The organism is Pedobacter westerhofensis (assembly GCF_900182595.1).
GTDB lineage: Bacteria > Bacteroidota > Bacteroidia > Sphingobacteriales > Sphingobacteriaceae > Pedobacter > Pedobacter westerhofensis.
On record NZ_FXTN01000016.1, the window covers coordinates 1 to 15,723 of the forward strand.

Annotated in this window: 18 protein-coding genes; 10 read left to right on the forward strand and 8 right to left on the reverse strand. The window is 42.0% G+C overall.

All coding sequences use genetic code 11. From position 1 onward, the window contains the following. Window positions 1-713 precede the first annotated feature (713 nt). Both FN831_RS24965 and FN831_RS24970 read right to left on the reverse strand, forming a co-directional pair. Entirely contained in the window at window positions 714-1,586 is an 873-nt protein-coding gene (locus tag FN831_RS24965; protein WP_142530946.1) for a hypothetical protein, read from the reverse strand. A gap of 79 nt (window positions 1,587-1,665) precedes the next feature. Then, window positions 1,666-2,004, reverse strand: a complete 339-nt coding sequence (locus FN831_RS24970; protein ID WP_185960600.1) for a cupin domain-containing protein — start codon at window positions 2,002-2,004, stop codon at window positions 1,666-1,668. A 123-nt stretch (window positions 2,005-2,127) separates the two neighbouring features. Between FN831_RS24970 and FN831_RS24975 the strand changes: the two genes are divergently transcribed. From FN831_RS24975 to FN831_RS25010, 8 genes are all read left to right on the forward strand, one after another. Next, window positions 2,128-2,649 carry an ester cyclase gene (locus FN831_RS24975; RefSeq protein ID WP_142530947.1) on the forward strand — a complete coding sequence of 174 codons (522 nt, stop codon included), beginning with the start codon at window positions 2,128-2,130 and terminating at the stop codon, window positions 2,647-2,649. Between the two features lie 275 nt (window positions 2,650-2,924). After that, entirely contained in the window at window positions 2,925-3,512 is a 588-nt protein-coding gene (locus FN831_RS24980) for a hypothetical protein (RefSeq protein WP_246101753.1), read from the forward strand. Continuing rightward, the gene (locus FN831_RS24985; protein ID WP_142530948.1) at window positions 3,512-4,366 is read left to right on the forward strand and encodes an ABC transporter ATP-binding protein; all 855 of its coding nucleotides are present in this window, start codon (window positions 3,512-3,514) and stop codon (window positions 4,364-4,366) included. Before FN831_RS24980 ends, FN831_RS24985 begins: the two co-directional genes overlap by 1 nt. After that, the gene (locus tag FN831_RS24990) at window positions 4,363-5,193 is read left to right on the forward strand and encodes an ABC transporter permease (protein WP_142530949.1); all 831 of its coding nucleotides are present in this window, start codon (window positions 4,363-4,365) and stop codon (window positions 5,191-5,193) included. The genes FN831_RS24985 and FN831_RS24990 overlap by 4 nt, the downstream gene beginning before the upstream one ends. Continuing rightward, the gene (locus FN831_RS24995) at window positions 5,190-5,840 is read left to right on the forward strand and encodes a hypothetical protein (protein WP_142530950.1); all 651 of its coding nucleotides are present in this window, start codon (window positions 5,190-5,192) and stop codon (window positions 5,838-5,840) included. Before FN831_RS24990 ends, FN831_RS24995 begins: the two co-directional genes overlap by 4 nt. Window positions 5,841-5,919: 79 nt before the next feature. After that, window positions 5,920-6,360 carry a hypothetical protein gene (locus FN831_RS25000; protein ID WP_142530951.1) on the forward strand — a complete coding sequence of 147 codons (441 nt, stop codon included), beginning with the start codon at window positions 5,920-5,922 and terminating at the stop codon, window positions 6,358-6,360. A 74-nt stretch (window positions 6,361-6,434) separates the two neighbouring features. Beyond that, window positions 6,435-6,962 carry a DUF2911 domain-containing protein gene (locus tag FN831_RS25005; protein WP_142530952.1) on the forward strand — a complete coding sequence of 176 codons (528 nt, stop codon included), beginning with the start codon at window positions 6,435-6,437 and terminating at the stop codon, window positions 6,960-6,962. Window positions 6,963-7,028: 66 nt separating this feature from the next. Continuing rightward, window positions 7,029-8,180 (forward strand): DUF3095 domain-containing protein, encoded by a 1,152-nt coding sequence (locus tag FN831_RS25010; protein WP_142530953.1) that lies wholly within the window; start codon window positions 7,029-7,031, stop codon window positions 8,178-8,180. Here FN831_RS25010 and FN831_RS25015 read toward each other — a convergent pair. Then, window positions 8,169-8,879 (reverse strand): DUF6266 family protein, encoded by a 711-nt coding sequence (locus FN831_RS25015; protein WP_142530954.1) that lies wholly within the window; start codon window positions 8,877-8,879, stop codon window positions 8,169-8,171. The two genes, FN831_RS25010 and FN831_RS25015, sit on opposite strands and share 12 nt — an antisense overlap. 5 nt (window positions 8,880-8,884) lie before the next feature. Further along, window positions 8,885-9,535 (reverse strand): DUF6266 family protein, encoded by a 651-nt coding sequence (locus FN831_RS25020; protein WP_142530955.1) that lies wholly within the window; start codon window positions 9,533-9,535, stop codon window positions 8,885-8,887. 410 nt (window positions 9,536-9,945) lie between these two features. On the opposite strand from FN831_RS25020, the gene FN831_RS25025 reads away from it, so the two are divergent. Together FN831_RS25025 and FN831_RS25030 are read left to right on the forward strand one after the other, a co-directional pair. Then, the gene (locus FN831_RS25025) at window positions 9,946-10,443 is read left to right on the forward strand and encodes a GNAT family N-acetyltransferase (RefSeq protein ID WP_142530956.1); all 498 of its coding nucleotides are present in this window, start codon (window positions 9,946-9,948) and stop codon (window positions 10,441-10,443) included. A 107-nt stretch (window positions 10,444-10,550) separates the two neighbouring features. Then, window positions 10,551-11,228 carry a response regulator transcription factor gene (locus FN831_RS25030; RefSeq protein WP_185960601.1) on the forward strand — a complete coding sequence of 226 codons (678 nt, stop codon included), beginning with the start codon at window positions 10,551-10,553 and terminating at the stop codon, window positions 11,226-11,228. 72 nt (window positions 11,229-11,300) lie between these two features. On the opposite strand, the gene FN831_RS25035 is transcribed toward FN831_RS25030, so the two are convergent. The 4 genes from FN831_RS25035 to FN831_RS25050 all read right to left on the reverse strand — a co-directional run bounded on the left by FN831_RS25035 (window position 11,301) and on the right by FN831_RS25050 (window position 15,710). Then, window positions 11,301-11,585: a Txe/YoeB family addiction module toxin gene (locus tag FN831_RS25035; protein WP_317132115.1), complete on the reverse strand. Its 285-nt coding sequence runs from the start codon at window positions 11,583-11,585 to the stop codon at window positions 11,301-11,303. After that, window positions 11,542-11,814 (reverse strand): type II toxin-antitoxin system Phd/YefM family antitoxin, encoded by a 273-nt coding sequence (locus FN831_RS25040; protein ID WP_246101755.1) that lies wholly within the window; start codon window positions 11,812-11,814, stop codon window positions 11,542-11,544. Before FN831_RS25040 ends, FN831_RS25035 begins: the two co-directional genes overlap by 44 nt. A gap of 125 nt (window positions 11,815-11,939) precedes the next feature. Continuing rightward, a complete protein-coding gene (locus tag FN831_RS25045; RefSeq protein WP_142530958.1) occupies window positions 11,940-14,000 on the reverse strand; it encodes a glycoside hydrolase domain-containing protein in 2,061 nt (686 codons plus the stop codon). A gap of 177 nt (window positions 14,001-14,177) precedes the next feature. Next, window positions 14,178-15,710 carry a RagB/SusD family nutrient uptake outer membrane protein gene (locus FN831_RS25050; RefSeq protein WP_142530959.1) on the reverse strand — a complete coding sequence of 511 codons (1,533 nt, stop codon included), beginning with the start codon at window positions 15,708-15,710 and terminating at the stop codon, window positions 14,178-14,180. Between the last annotated feature and the right edge of the window lie 13 nt (window positions 15,711-15,723).

The window sequence follows — 15,723 nt, forward strand, 5'->3', positions numbered from 1 at the left end:
AACGACTTAAAGCCTTCGGCGACTTCTTCCTAGGTGGAGGCTGACCGCCTCCACCTAGGAAGAAGTGGTGTTGACACAGTTCGCTTTACACTCCCCCGTGTTCTCTTAAAACAGGATCTTTCAAGTACATACCACCATGTCTAGACTGAAAAATGTAGTTACTTAATGTCAAACTATCAACTGCAGACACTTCAGAATAGGTTGGAACTTGTGGGTACAATCTCTTCTCATCTTCGTGATGACAATTTTTACACCCTGTTTTGAATATAAGATCTGAACCCATATCACTTTCAGGCAGGTATCTTTTGTACTTTTTACAGTTGACTCATGTCTAGCGATCTTACTATTATGATTTGTACATGAATTAAAAATGAAAATTATTAGTATGCTACCTAAACTTAACTTTATTATATTTAATTCCATTAGTTGGGGTATTTCAAAACGTTCGTAATTTATTCGGAGTATTGAGACTCTGATTAGAATATGAACCGGAAGACATTTTCTCTAACTCGTGCATAATATAAACATTCATTTTGGTCCGTTCTTGTTGTGATATTTCCGTTCTATTACTGCCACCAATATTATACATTAGACTTTTAGTTTGATTTTTGTTGTAAAGATCAGCTAAACCTGGTGTATGAAAAAATTCATGCGCACCTATATTCGGCTATGCATTACAATTAGGATATACTACTGTGGCCGGGCTTCATCAATTACCATTTCACCTGCATATAATTCACATTATTTTCCTTCGAAGAAGTGACAGCAATACCCGCTCCTGAACTTCCGGTAAAAGCAAATCCTTCCAGTTCATCAGCCCTATCAGTATCTGCCTCGGCAATTACTACCTGCTTGCCGGAGGCTATTGATTTTTTCAGGTCGACATAGGTAAAGTGCCATTTACGGCCTTCTACCTGATTTTGGATCAGTACGATAATTCCTTTATCAGCAATCCAATGAAGGTTCTGGACCCACGGTGTACAGCTAAACTTTTTATATAACACCCCTTTTTCACTCGTTTTAGATGCTTTACTTAAAGCTTCCGGATCATATAGCCTTACCTCGTTCCCGTTATTTCCATAATCTGCAGTAGCTACATACCACTTTTTATTATACTCTACATATTCCGGTCTTGTCCCCTGGATACAGGCATCATCTTCAATGGTACGGATCAGATTACCGTCAAGGGTACCTGTTTTTAAAAGCCCTTCCCAGTTTAAACAATAAATTATCGCTTTCCATTTACCGCCCGGTACATCTGGCTTTACTGAATTACCTATAAAGCTGGGCTTGCCGGCATGCTGTGCAATACCAGTTGGATGATTGATTACATCTTTCCCCTCAATGGTCAACCTGAATTCTTTATGCAGATCTACCAGGGTGTCCCGCTTCATAGCGTACTCCCTGATCATTCCTACCTCCCGGTCTCCATACAAAAAAACACGTCCATTCTGATAAGAGATCCCCTGACATGCACCCAGTGAATCTACTGTCGTAGCCCTGGATAAGCTCATCATGATGTGTTCAGATACGTAAGCAGACAGGAATATGGGCAGTGCGAGCAGCACAATAATCGTTTTTCTCATATACAAAAAACACCTTTATATATGAGATGAAGATTAACAGCATATTATTTAATATGTATATCCTTCTGAAAAGGAACCGCTATACCTCCGTCCTGTCCCCATGCGATTTTGGTTCAGAAACCACCAAAAACTCCAGATCTGCTGTACCCTGATTTGCAATGCAATGCTTTTTACCCTTCTCCACATGGATGCTCTCCCCTGAATTCAATAAAAACATCTTATCCTCTATTTCAAAATTCGCCGTCCCCGACAGCACATAAAACAACTGCTGCGCTGTGCTATGGAAATGCCGCTTTTCTGCAGTACCAGCAGGCATCCTCTCCTGAATCACACTTAAGCTGTCACTCTTCAGCAAATGCCAGCCATCGCAGCCCTCGCCCCATAGATAATGCTCAGCATTCTTAATCGATTTTATCATGATCACCTGTTTTAAAAACCAAAGATGATAAAAACAACGCTTAAGAATAAAATTACAACAGCTATTGTGGGCTAAGTGATTATTTCTTAATTTGTTACCACCAAATTAACTCCCCCCTCTCAAATGAAAACTCTCAAACTACTTACCATCTCGGTACTGCTATCGGTTTTGTTAACCAACTGTAAAAACGAACCTTCAGCTGATGACCTCCGGCTGGAAACAGCCGACAAGCAATTAAAAGCAAACCTGAAAATGTACACCTCCACCTGGGACGAAATCATAAACAAAAGAAAAATAGACCTTATCAATGATACTAATTTTGATCACAATATAACCCTCGTCAGCAACCCCAAAAACATCGTTGGGATCAAAGAATTTAAAGCTTACTATCAAAACTATCTTACTGGGTTCTCACACGTTACATTTACCATCACAGATGTTTTTGGTCAGGGCGACAAAATCGTAAAACACTGGAACTTCAAGGGGCAGCATACGGGCGATTTTTTTGGAATACCTGCTACCGGAAAGGAAGTAAACATTGACGGCGTTACACTTGTAAAAATGAAAAATGGGAAAATCGCACAGGAGCAAGACTTTATGGATAACCTGGAATTTATGCAACAGCTCGGTATGATTCCGAAATAATCCCAAAACAACACCTCTTCATGTCACGACATTTATACGTAAAAAAAATCACTCCTTAATAATGTCTTAATTCTTAAAAATATTCGTTTTAGCGAGCATAAGGATGCTTTTGTCAAAACTTGGCGTTGTATTCCAAATTAAATACAAGCAGCAATTCAGTAATTTTGTAATATTATACTCCGTTATGTAATCAGCCATACTTAAAAAGCTATTCCAGACGAAGGAAAAGTATATCCTGGCCTCAGTTTTTGATATTTAAAATATTATATTAGTTAATGCAGCAAATGAATCGTGCAGTCTCCCCGGGAGGCAAAGTAAACCATGATAAACTCCCCAAACAGCCCAGTATCACCACTTCCTACTGGAATGTAGGGGTATTGCTTCATTTCTCTGTAATCCTGTTTGTCATGGAGTCCTGGTTTTACTGGACAAAATTCAGGGATGCTTACGTCGAAGAGTCTCCGTTTTTTATCATCTTCTGGTTCGGATGCGTATTGTTTGCCTTTACCCACATCTTCCTGGTCATCATGGATGCATGGTCCCGCTTCCAAAACTATAAAAGGATAAAAGATAACCTGTACCTGCACGGCTTCAGTCCCAAGCTGGCCAACCCTTATACAGGCTCAAAATGTCAGCGCACTGCTTTTATGGTTGCAGCAAAAGAACTGGGGATGGAACAGGAAGTGACCAACTATTACCACAGGATCGGTATCAAATGGTACCACTTCATCCCTAAATTTATGATTCAGGACCCCTTGTTCCTCTTCAGAAAATCATTTGTTTCACGTACCTTTCTGGAGAAATATTACAAGCCGAGATTCAACTTCCGCGAACAGGGCATCAATTATAAAATAGCTGAATAATGCTTACAGGAACTAATTTAAGTAAAAGCTATCCTTCCGGAAAAGCATTGAACAGCGTATCAATTCATATCCCGCCCGGACAAATCTGCGGGCTGCTGGGGAGAAACGGCGCCGGCAAAACCACGCTGTTCAAGATCTTATGCGGGCTCGTAAAGCCTGATCATGGACAAGTGATCATCAATTCCAAACGTTCTAAACCTGTGGGCGGGATCATCGAACGCCCGGGGCTCTATAATTATCTGAACGCATATGATAATATCAAAATCTTCGCGGGCATACAGGGAGCGCCAACAGATAAACAGGCCATTGAACAAACATTATTAAAAGTAGGCTTGCCGCTGGACCGTAAAGACCCTGTCAGGAATTTTTCCCTCGGTATGAAACAACGCTTAGGCATCGCTATCGCACTGATCAATGATCCGGAATGCCTGGTGCTCGACGAACCCTTTTCGGGGCTCGATCCTATCGGTGTTGCTTCACTGATCGCCCTGATCAGAAAACTGGCAGAGGAAGAAAATATTGCGATTCTGCTGTCTTCACATATGATGGGCGAGATCAGCAAATGCTGTCATTTCCTCTATGTAATCGAAAAGGGCGAAATTGTCAACTCAGGAACAACCAATGAACTGATCAATGCACATATTACCAGTTTCAGCATCACAGCATCCAACCTCAGGCGCTCAGAAACCTTAAAAAATTATGAGGTAGAAATGGGCACCAATGATGCCAGGGTGGTCTGCGATGCCAGGGACATCCCCTCTCTATTGACAGCGCTTCTCAGCGAAGGAATCCAGGTAACCGCCTGCACACCTGTCTTAACACTGGAACAACTAATTCAAAAGGCCCATTCATGAGATTACTGCTGTCAGCCGAACTTTTAAAGCTTGTTAAACAAAGCAAAACCTACTATGCACTGGGCTCGATCATGGTGATCGAAACGCTGATCCTGATCACCGCCTATTTTCAGGGAAGCACCATCCTTGATCTGCTGCTCGACAACCTTAAACAGTCCTTTTATTTTGAAGGCAGCCTGTTAAACGGAAACCTGATCATGTACATTGTGCTCAATTCTCTCTGGTTTAACGTTCCTCTGATTTTGATGATCGTTACCTCAGGTATCGTAACCGATGAATATAAAGATGGCACAATGCAGACTGTCATGCTGCAGGCCGTTGATAAGTGGAAGTTCATCTTATCAAAATATATTATCGCCGTACTGTTTACTTTGCTGGTGATCGGCTTTATGATGTTAAGTACCTTTATTTTATCATATTCTATCTTCGGAACCGGAGATCTGGTGGTGTACCTTAATACACTTAACTTCTTTGAAGCTGAGGATGCTTTCCACCGGATCTGCTGGGCTTTTGCTTCAGGGGCACTGACGATGGTGTTCTATTGTGTTGCCAGTCTTACCCTCGCCATTTTTATCAAGGAAGCAGCAAAAACATGGATTGCGGCAGCCGTTTTCCTGATTATCACTACACTCCTGTTAAAGGTTGATTTCGTAGTTCCCCTGATCAACACTTACTTTTTTCCAAAGCTGATCGATACCTGGCAGCAGCTTTTCTACTACCAGCTGGACTGGAACCAGATTTTTATTAATAATGCTATACTCATACTATATACCATTGCTTTTGCAGCAGCAGGTACATATGTATTCCACAAAAAAGACATCGGATGATCAGGACGCTATTCATATTTTTAGTATTTGCCACACAGTTTGCCCATGCACAACAGATAGATCCGGATCTGCTCCGTATCAAAAAGCGTATGGACTCAGTGAAACAGTTTTCTGCATCACTGATACTGGATCTTGATGTGCCTTTTATCAAGATGCCAACCAAAACGGCGAACATCAGTTATGCCACAGGAAAGAAAATGATGTTCACGTCAAAAGATTTTGTAATGCTTCCGAAACGGGGACTTGATTTTTCATTGTCTGAAATTTTCAAATACCCCTTTATCACGGTAGACAGGGGCATTGAAAGGCTAAACGGCAGGCAGGTGAAGGTGATTAATATTATCCCTACCACCAATCAGTCTGATCTCGCCCTTGCTACGCTTTACATGGATACAAAGGCCGTCCGCATTGTACAGTCAGAAATTAACACCCGCAAGGAAGGATCTTACAGCCTGCTGATGAACTACGCATTACTGAAAGACATCCTTCCAAGTTACGTAGAAGCTACGTTTGCCATAGAGAAATTAAAGATTCCGCTTAATTTCATGGGAAAGGGCACCACGATCGACCGTAGGAAAATGCGCAGTATGGAAACCAAAACGGGTAAAATCAAAATGCAGATCAGGAATTATAACATCAAATATTAATAAACTTCCTGTACCTTTGCCGCTGCAAATTACCCGTTTAACAAGCTACTAATCAATCCATATAAACTACATACCTTCAATGAATTTTAATTCTACTCAAATCATCACAGCGATTGTGATCATCCTTGCTGTCCCTTACCTGATTATTGTACTTAGAAGAGCTTCCAGCCAAAATTTTCCTTTTATCAAAGCGCTAAATCCTTTTTACACAAAGGAGATGCAGGAAGCAGATGAACTGAAAAAAAGCATCAGCCCTATCATGGATGAAATAGAAACACAACGTGTTGCTAAATTCATCAAATACTGGGCAGACAAATTCGAGAATAACAGCCTTACCGTACAGGATGTTGAAGCCTTAAATGCTAAACTGGCCAATGGCGAAGCCGATCAGGTAAATGGTATCCTGACTGTTCACCCGGAGGGAAAAGCCATGTTCAACAGGATCAATCACGACCTTAAATTAAGAGCAGCAGCTGTAGTTGTGCCAGCTGAGGCTGAAGAAGCAACTTCACTGGTTTAATACTTTAGTGTGTAAAGTATAATTTGAATTTTTTGGTTTTAAATTTACTTTTATGCCAACTAAATAAAAACCTCATGAAACTGACAAAATTAAAAGCCGGGCTACTGACTGTTGCCTTGCTGGTAATCTCTTACGCGATATGGGCAAAACAAAATCAGCCCAGCCCCGCAGCAACAGCTAAAGGTACTGTCAACGGTGCAAACATCACAATTGAATACAGCAGCCCTGGTGTGAAAGGACGCAAAATCTGGGGCGAATTGGTACCCTACGATTCTGTATGGCGGGCGGGCGCAAATAAAGCTACAACGTTTACAACAGACAAAAAGATTACGGTTGAAGGTAAATCACTTGATGCGGGCTCTTACAGTATCTATACCATTCCGGGAGCAAAAACCTGGAGGATTATTTTCAATTCTGAAACCGGTCAGTGGGGAACCACGCACGACGGAGTAACAACCCGTGTACCTGCCAAAGATGTGCTTACTGTTACTGTTACTCCCACGCAATCATCCGCACTGGAAGAACGCCTGAAATACCTGGTTACGCCTAAAGGTTTCGAACTGGTTTGGGAAAACCTGTCTGTACCTGTTGCCATAAAATAACTCCCGGGATATTGCCTGTGAACTTTCACAGGCAGTACCTGCAATCTAATAAAGACCGTCCTGCCGATGTCAAGTCCCAATGCAAAGTTCTATTCCGATCTCAGGGAAAATCAGATTCCCCTGCAGGAACTGCTGTCGCGCGACAGCCTTTTTCATCAGGTCCCCGAGAACTGGCATGTGATCATCACAGACATCAGAAATTCTACCGCTTCTGTTCAAAACGGGCAACATGAAACGGTAAACCTGATCGCTACCGGAAGTATCGTAACCGTACTCAATGTTACTTTCAGGGCAAATATTACCATCCCGTTTTTCTTTGGTGGCGATGGCGCTACTTTTATCGTTCCGCCTGCAATCATTGACAGCGCGATGAGCGCACTTTTGTTATTCAGAGAGAATACCCTGAAAAACTTTAATATCGACCTTCGTGCAGGTACGATACCGGTAAACAGGATCTATGAGGAGGGGCATGAACTGCGCATCAGTAAGTTTAAAAGTTCCAAAACATTGTATATCCCGGTTGTACTCGGCACAGGTTTAAGCTATGCTGAAAAACTGATTAAGGGCGACGACTACCTGTATCCTGACCGGGCCGTTCAGCAGACGCAACTGGACCTCACGGGGATGTCCTGCCGATGGGATAAGATTGCTCCGCCTGAAAACCATAATGAAGTAGTCACGCTGCTGGCCGTAGCGGGAGAAAATGTAAAACAGGCCGAAGCATTTCGGAAAGTAATCTTATTGCTCGACCAGATTTACGGGAAACCCGAAAAACGGCAGCCGATATCTATCAATAAACTTAAACTGAAAACCACCTTTAACCGGATTGAACTTGAGATGCGCGCGACCTTAAAGGAAGGTAACTTCTTCAAAAAGTTTTATGAATGGTTCACCCATTTGTTAGGCCATCTTTATTTTAAGACAAGAAGAGGAAAAGACTATCTCACACGTTTGGTCAACATGTCTGACACGCTTGTGATCGATGGAAGAATCAACACGGTCATCTCAGGAACGGAAAAACAAAGGTTGCAGCTGCAGGGAAATTTAGATGAGCTGGAACAGCAGGGCATCATTAAGTTTGGTATGTATGTAAGCACAGATGCTGTCATGTCCTGTTATGTGCGCGATCTGCAGGATGACCATATACATTTTGTAGATGGCTCAGAAGGCGGTTATACCAATGCAGCAAGTGTGCTCAAAGTAAAACTACGTGGGTAAGGTTTCTTGTATTGCCGGAGCTGCAACTTTCTTTTCCGGAACCTGAACTGTTCCTGCATACCGGGTATTGGATACAGATTTCCCGTCAGGACTGACAAAGAAAATCCAGGCATGGAGTGTATGGCCAAGAAACAACTGACTAAAGTTCGCACGCATTTCAAAATCGCCGCGATAAGCTGTTTCTCCAGTCAGAGTCACCAACTTTTGCTTTTTTTCACTGTATAACATACAACAGGCTTCATCCCTGCCGGTAAGCTTTATTTTGGATGTTTCGGGCACTTCCCAGGTTATGCGTAAAGCCATAGGCCCAGTCAGTTCAAGTGTAGTCCCCCAGGCCATATCAAGATCCCCCTCACTAAAAATAGCTTTTTGATAGTTAATTGTGAAATTCGGATACTTCCCCAGAACAGCCTTCTTTAAATTCCGTTCAACCGCAGTTTGAAAAGCAGGATTTTTTCTCGTTTTTCTTTCCAGTCCAATCCTGATATATTCCTTGAACGGAGACAAAAAGTGTGTAACAAGTCCCAGTCTGAGACTTTGTTCCTGCTTTGGCGGAGTCTCACCCTTTACTTTCCTTTTCTTTTTCCGCTTACCAGGCGGATCTTTCGCAACTGTCTTATCCCGCCATTTGCTGACAACAAGGCTCCCAACCCGTCCTGAGAAAGTCCCTAATGATCCTTTTTTTATTAAAATTCCCATGGTTCCTACTCCTCATCCCAGATTATCTGCCCCAGATAGATATTGTTTGAAACCCTTTTCCCGTCATCAGACACGAAACACATATAAGTTTCAATGTTCATCTTTTCAGTGAACGATGGTAATTTGATGATCTGCTGCTCTTCTTCCCTTCTGGCTCCATTTCTAATAACATTGAAGGCCTGAAAGCTTTCAGGGAAATAAGCAACGCACATTACCCGGTCATCTTCATCAGTACCATCTGTCTCCAGATCTGCTTCCCAGCTAAATGTTATACGGCCATCTTTCAGTTCTGCCTTTGCATTCAACGGAACAGGTATATCGCCAATTGAAAGTATTACCTTTTCATAATTGATCTCCAGCTTAGGATACTCGCCCATAATCGCTCCGGGATTATTTGAAGAAGTAGCCATTGTATAGGCTGTCCAGGTTTTCTTGGGCTTCGGACTGTACTTCATACCAATGCGGATGACATCCTTAACTGGTTTTAAGAGCGCCGTGATCAACGCCGTTCTCATTTGTACGGCGTATTGTGCCTCAGACCAGTGATCTACTACACCGATCATTCTTGTCACCCACTGTCCATTCAACTGATAAGTGACCACGCCACCTAATTTTCCAACGCTTGTGCCCATGGGCCCATTTATTAGCTTTCCCATAACATATAATATTAAGTTTAACAATATGATTAATTGTATACAAGTTCATAATTCCTTTTTAAAGAAACAATAGTAAAGTTATTTTAAACATATATAGATGAAATTATTAATAAGTAATTGGTAAGCAGTTATTAAGCTGTTGATAAGCTAATATTGCTTATCAACACCTTATCAAAGCCTTACCAACCCCTTATCAATGGTTTAACAACTATAGTTGTTTCATACGTTTGTTATGATTTTAGTATGCATTCTTACAAAAGCATGCATGACTCAGATAACTGCCATATACGCTGCAGTAGGGCTCTTCAAATCATTCACCATGAATAAGGGTTATAGAGGCGATAATGATAATATTGCTTTGATATGAATGCCCTAAATAATAGCTTTGGGTTTTCTATTTAACTCCAACCATGCTTCAATACAGAGACGCTCAATTGTCAGACCTCAATAAAATCGTTGAAATCTATAATTCAACTGTTGCCTCCAGAATGGTTACTGCGGATACAGAGCCGGTAACTCCTGAAAGCAAAATGAAATGGTTTGAAGATCACTCCGCGGATAAACGCCCATTATGGGTAATCGAAGATGAAGCTGATCAGATTATCGGATGGCTGAGCTTTCAGTCGTTCTACGGAAGGCCTGCCTATAATTCTACCGTAGAAATGAGCGTATATCTGGATGAACAGCAGAGAGGTAAAGGCTATGGCAAAGCGGTATTGGCTTACGCGATAGATCAGGCCCGCGAAATCGGTATTAAAACATTGTTGGGATTCATCTTCGCACATAATGAGCCCAGTATCAGATTATTCAGGCATTTTGGATTTGAGGACTGGGCTACATTACCGGATATTGCGGTGCTGGACGGTGAAGAGAGAAGCCTTAAAATACTTGGGAAACGCATCGCATAATCAGGGATATTGCTCTGTTTTTTAGCACAATGCAAAAAACTGTCTGTTAAAATTAAAACTAAACATAAGCAAACATTAGTTATTTTAGCAGAACAAACTCAATGCTAATGGAACGCTCCCACTCATCCAATAGTTTCGAACATCGGTTAACTAATATTAAAAAGATTGCTGATGATCTGCCTGCAGCCCTGATTATCCACCGGGCAGATACACTTGAAATTGTATACATGAACAGTACCGGACTGGAGACCCTGGGCACCACCCTCGAAAAACTACAGGAATTAGGGCCTGAGCAGTATTATGTAAAATACTTCAATACCGAAGACAGCGATGAATACGTGCCAAAACTCATGCACATTATCAAGACGAATACCAATGAGCAAATATCCTACTTTCAGCAGGTGAAGACTCCGCTAAATGAGGAATGGCAGTTATATGTGAGCAATACAAAGGTATTTGCCAGCAATGATGCAGGTGAAGTTACACATGTAATTACTGTTGCAGGGATGTTGGATCCGGTACATCACATCACAAAAAAGGTAAGCCGTTTAATGGATGAAATCAGCTTTTTACGCCAGAATAATCTCTTGTTCTCCAGGCTCACCAAAAGAGAAGTTCAGGTGTTAAAATGTATGGCAATGGCGATGAATTCCGGAGAAATATCCGAAAAGCTTTTCATTTCTGTAGCAACCGCTGATACGCACAGGAGAAATGTGCGCAATAAACTGGGGCTTAAGAACAACTATGATGCGGTCAGGTTTGCCCAGGCTTATAATCTGGTATAAAATAGCTGTGCCTCAATCAGACACAGCTATTTTTGCTCCCGGTGACGAGGGATCATTATCCTCTCAGTAGTGCTACCTGCATTGCAGTACCACAATCGATTCTCCGTCAAGTTTATAAACTAAGCGGTGTTCGGGATTAATTCTGCGCGACCAACAGTCATTGAGATTATATTTTAATAGTTCAGGCTTACCAGTACCCTCAAATGGAGTTCTTCCAATTTCCTTTAACAAGGAATTGATTTTATTCAGGATTGACTTATCCGTTTTCTGCCAATACAATAATCTTCCCAGGACTGACCCAGAAAAATTAGCTTCATTCTTCAATAAGCTTTTTTTCAATTCCTTTACCCTTCTCATAATCGCTTAAGGCCTCCAGCAGTCTTGCCGCATTTTTAGGGCTTTTCAGCAGATAAAATGTTTCTTGCATACTGTCGTATTCTGCTTTAGACATCACTACTACATCTTCACCATTTGTCCTTGTAACAAATAATGGCGAACGGCTTAAGAGGACTTTATCCAGAAATGACTTTAAGTGTTGCCTAAAGGCGGTATAAGTAGTGATTTCCATCATTAAACTATTTCCCATAAAGAGAATATTAAGAGTTGACCTGTACAACTTCTTGTACATAAAAATCTGTTAATTAATCAAATATAGCAATTATACAGATTTAAACAAACTTATGTTTCTTTATATGATATTATTTAAACAGATCATTTACGCATGTCAGATACCCAGGTATTTTTTACACCTGTTTCAGAAGGCTTTTCTGAAGCGGTAATGACCAGCTGCCCTCCTTTCATGATCTCTTCATGCGTAATCCAGGTCCTGTCGAGTATCTTGCCATTCAGCATTACCTTTGAGATATAAGGATGCTGGTCACTATAGTTTTTGGTAGCGATATGAAATACCTTACCGTCTGGCCATGCAAATGAGACCGTAGGAAACAGTGGCACATTCAAATAATAAACCGGCGAGCCCACACAAGCCGGAGAGAACCCACATGCAGCAAATACAAACCAGGCAGAGTTTGCCCCGGCATCATCGTCCATCGTGCGGATATACGCATCGGGTTTGTTCTTATAGATTCTGTCTATGAATGGATCTATACCTCTGCTATTATCATTAAAATAATACTGCACTACAGTATCTACGGCCAGTTTATGTACCAGTGCCTGCGATTTAAAAGGTTGGGACGAGGCGTTATACATATAAGGTGCCTGAATATCGGGTTCATTGGCATGGTTGTACTGATCATTTTCAAAAAAATGATCCAACTGTCTGATATAGGCAGCATCACCACCCATCAGCTCAATTAATCCCTTTAAATCAAATGGGGCAAACCAGCGGTACTGCAGGATAGTACCCTGATACAAACCTCTGGCAGAAACCTGGTCCACATCTCTTCTGGTCACATCTTCAAAGTCCTTCTTCCAGTATGTCTTGTACTCCGCAGCCTTTTTCAGGTATCTAGCACTCAGATCATCCTTCTTCAGCACTTTCAGGATCTGTGACAGCGCCCAGGCATCGTAGCTCGATTCTAAAGCTTTCTCTGGATGACTGTAATCCAAACGGTCCACATCTTTAATCAGGGAATCACATATGCCTTTAAAATCCACTTTAAATCCTTTCCGGTACGCATCCAGAAGCACAACAATCGCATGTTCCGTTCTTACCGTATTTGAGGGTTCATGCTGCGTCGCATAATCTTTTTTTCCAAAGGCATACAGATTGGAAATAGAAGCAGTAATTCCTTTGTACCGTTCAGGTAGGGCTATTGCCAGCAAAGGCAGTTGCGTACGGTAATTATCCCAGATCGCCCAGCCATTATACATGGTCTCTTTTGAATGCTGCAGACTGCCGTCTGTTGCGCGGTAGCTGCCGTCCTTCTCAGAGATTACATAGGGAGATTGCATGGTACGGTACAGCAAAGAATAAAAAAGTTTTTCACGTTCTGCGTCACCTTTCACATAGATATGATTAAGCACTTCATCCCATCCACGCGTACTGGCTGTTTGCATCTGGACAAATTCCCTTTTGTCCAGGGCTGATTTAGCATGCGCCACATCCACTGACGAAAATGACACCCTGATTTCAGCATTGCTCTCTGATGCATCCAGCGTAGCGGTTAACTTATGGTTCGCACTGTCAGCCCATTTTACGGGTTTATCAATAGTGATATAATAGTAAATTTTGTATGTGCCCACATTGCATGTAGTTTTTGCTTCTATATAACCACTGATACTTTGTCCGCCAACTTCATGCTGTTCGCTTACAAACTGATTGGCCAGCGTATGTTTCAGATCGAAATAAAACCCCTTCTCTCCTGCCGGAAAATCATAATGTTCCAGTCCCTGTTTTTCCACTACCGTAAAAGCTGCTTTGATTTTATTGGAAAAGGACACCTGATAATTACCGGGAGCAGCAGATTCTGCAGTCTTGACTAAGGCAGAAGCCGATGGATTATTACCGAGGTAAGGTTTGATCAGTATATTTCCGCCGCTGCCCTGACAGCCCACACCTTCAAACCTGTTATGTGTAAAACCAAGGAAGGTTTTTGCCTTATATTCATACCCTGCATGCAGCTTGGGATAGGTCTGGGGACCTATACTCAGCATACTGAAAGGGTAAGTAGCAGCAGGTGTCATTTGTCCGTGATCTCCTGATGAGCCCAGAAACACATTGACCTTTTCGGAGACAGTGTGTTTGGGACTGGCAGACTGGGCGATTGAAATGAGCGGCAAAAATAACAGGGCAATAAGAAAATGCTTCATAATGTTTGAACTAACGGGAATTATGGCTGAAACCTGCATAAGATTACATTTGACAAAAGATATAAAAAATCTTATGCAGGCGTCATAACCAATAAAATACAAATATAGTCTGATGAAATTTAAAAAATAAAAGGAGAAGAACGCGGGTTTCTTCTCCTTTTAAAGCTCCTGATAGGATTAGTAACCAGGATTCTGGTACATTCTTGCAGGATCAAGCTTATATTCATCCAGAGGTATAGGATAATACCTGTCTTTGGTTGTAAAGTTAGCCAGCTTTGCCAACCCAAATGTAGATTGTGATTTTGCTTTAAAGAAAGCTACCAGTTCAGCTGTTGTAAATGTTCTGATCAGGTCAAACCAGCGTGTGTGCTCAAATGCCAGCTCTACCCTGCGCTCATGTAAGATCGCCAGTTTTAAAGTTGGGTACTTTGAGCTGTATGCTGGATTTGCACTTGCTACTGCGTATGGCGGCACTCCGGCACGGGCACGTACCATATCTAAATATTGGATAGCCAAAGCTGTATTGCCCTGATTGGCATTACATTCTGCCAGCAGCAGGATGATATCTGCGTAACGCATGATCGGCGTGTTGTTTCCGCCATAACCGTTGACAGTTGCAGTTGCAGTGGCGTCGCGGTATTTAGTCACAAAATAATCCAGAACTGCTGTTGCAGCAGCATATTTCACAGAGAATGTTTGACGGGGATCATTGGTTTCATAGTCGTTAACCAAATCTCTTGTTACGTTTCCGCCTACGCCTGGAGTTACCTTCAGCGAGTTGATCGTTTCGCCCAAAGGTTGGTTGTTGGCTGCAATACTGGAACTATACGTCACATTTCCCTGAAGGTTTACAATTTCGAAGATAGCTTCACCATTGGTTGCAGTTTTCTTATTTACATCAAACACATCTGCATATGGAATAGCAGACAGTGTAGTGAACGGGCGCATGTTGTAGCAGGCAGTAAGATAAGTATTTGCATTGGTCAGATTATCTGCTTTACCATCAGTAAGTGTAGAAGCCATGGTTAAATAAACCTGGCCCAGCAAGCCATTGATGGCAGCCTTACCAACGCGGCCTGCATTTGCACCTGTTTGCAGGTTGGGAAGATCACTTGTTAATGCATCTTTTAAATCTGCTACGATTTGTGCATATACCGCAGCTTCTGATTGCCTGTAAGTATAGGTAGAAACGTCAGCAGCAGAAATAAGGGGAACTGTTACTATTGGTACCGGACCCCATTTTCTAACCAGCTGGAAGTACATCAGTGCCCTTAAGAACTTCACCTGAGCCAGGTATTGTCCTTTGGTTGAAGCACTTGCAAATGTAACTTTATCAATATAAAAAGTAACATTATTACATCTTGTAATGGCCTGGTACAGGTTTAGCCAGTGTGATTTTAAATAAGTATTGCCCGGAAGAAGGCTAAAGTCTCCGAACTGGAAAGGCTCACCGGCATTTGACTGTGCATCATCTCTGCCGGTATCGTCAGAACGCTCATCAGTATACAGGCCGCTGCCCTCTCCAATGTTATCTGAAGATCTTAGTGCCGCATATGCTCCATTCACTGCCAGGAGCACATCGCTCTCAGTTTTGAATGAATCAGACACCGGTACTGCATTGGGGTCTGTCTGCTCTACAAAGCTCTTCTTGCAGGAAGTGAATGTCATCAGCGCGACAAGGAATATGATTGTAAATTTTTGTGTTTTCATTGTTATATATTTT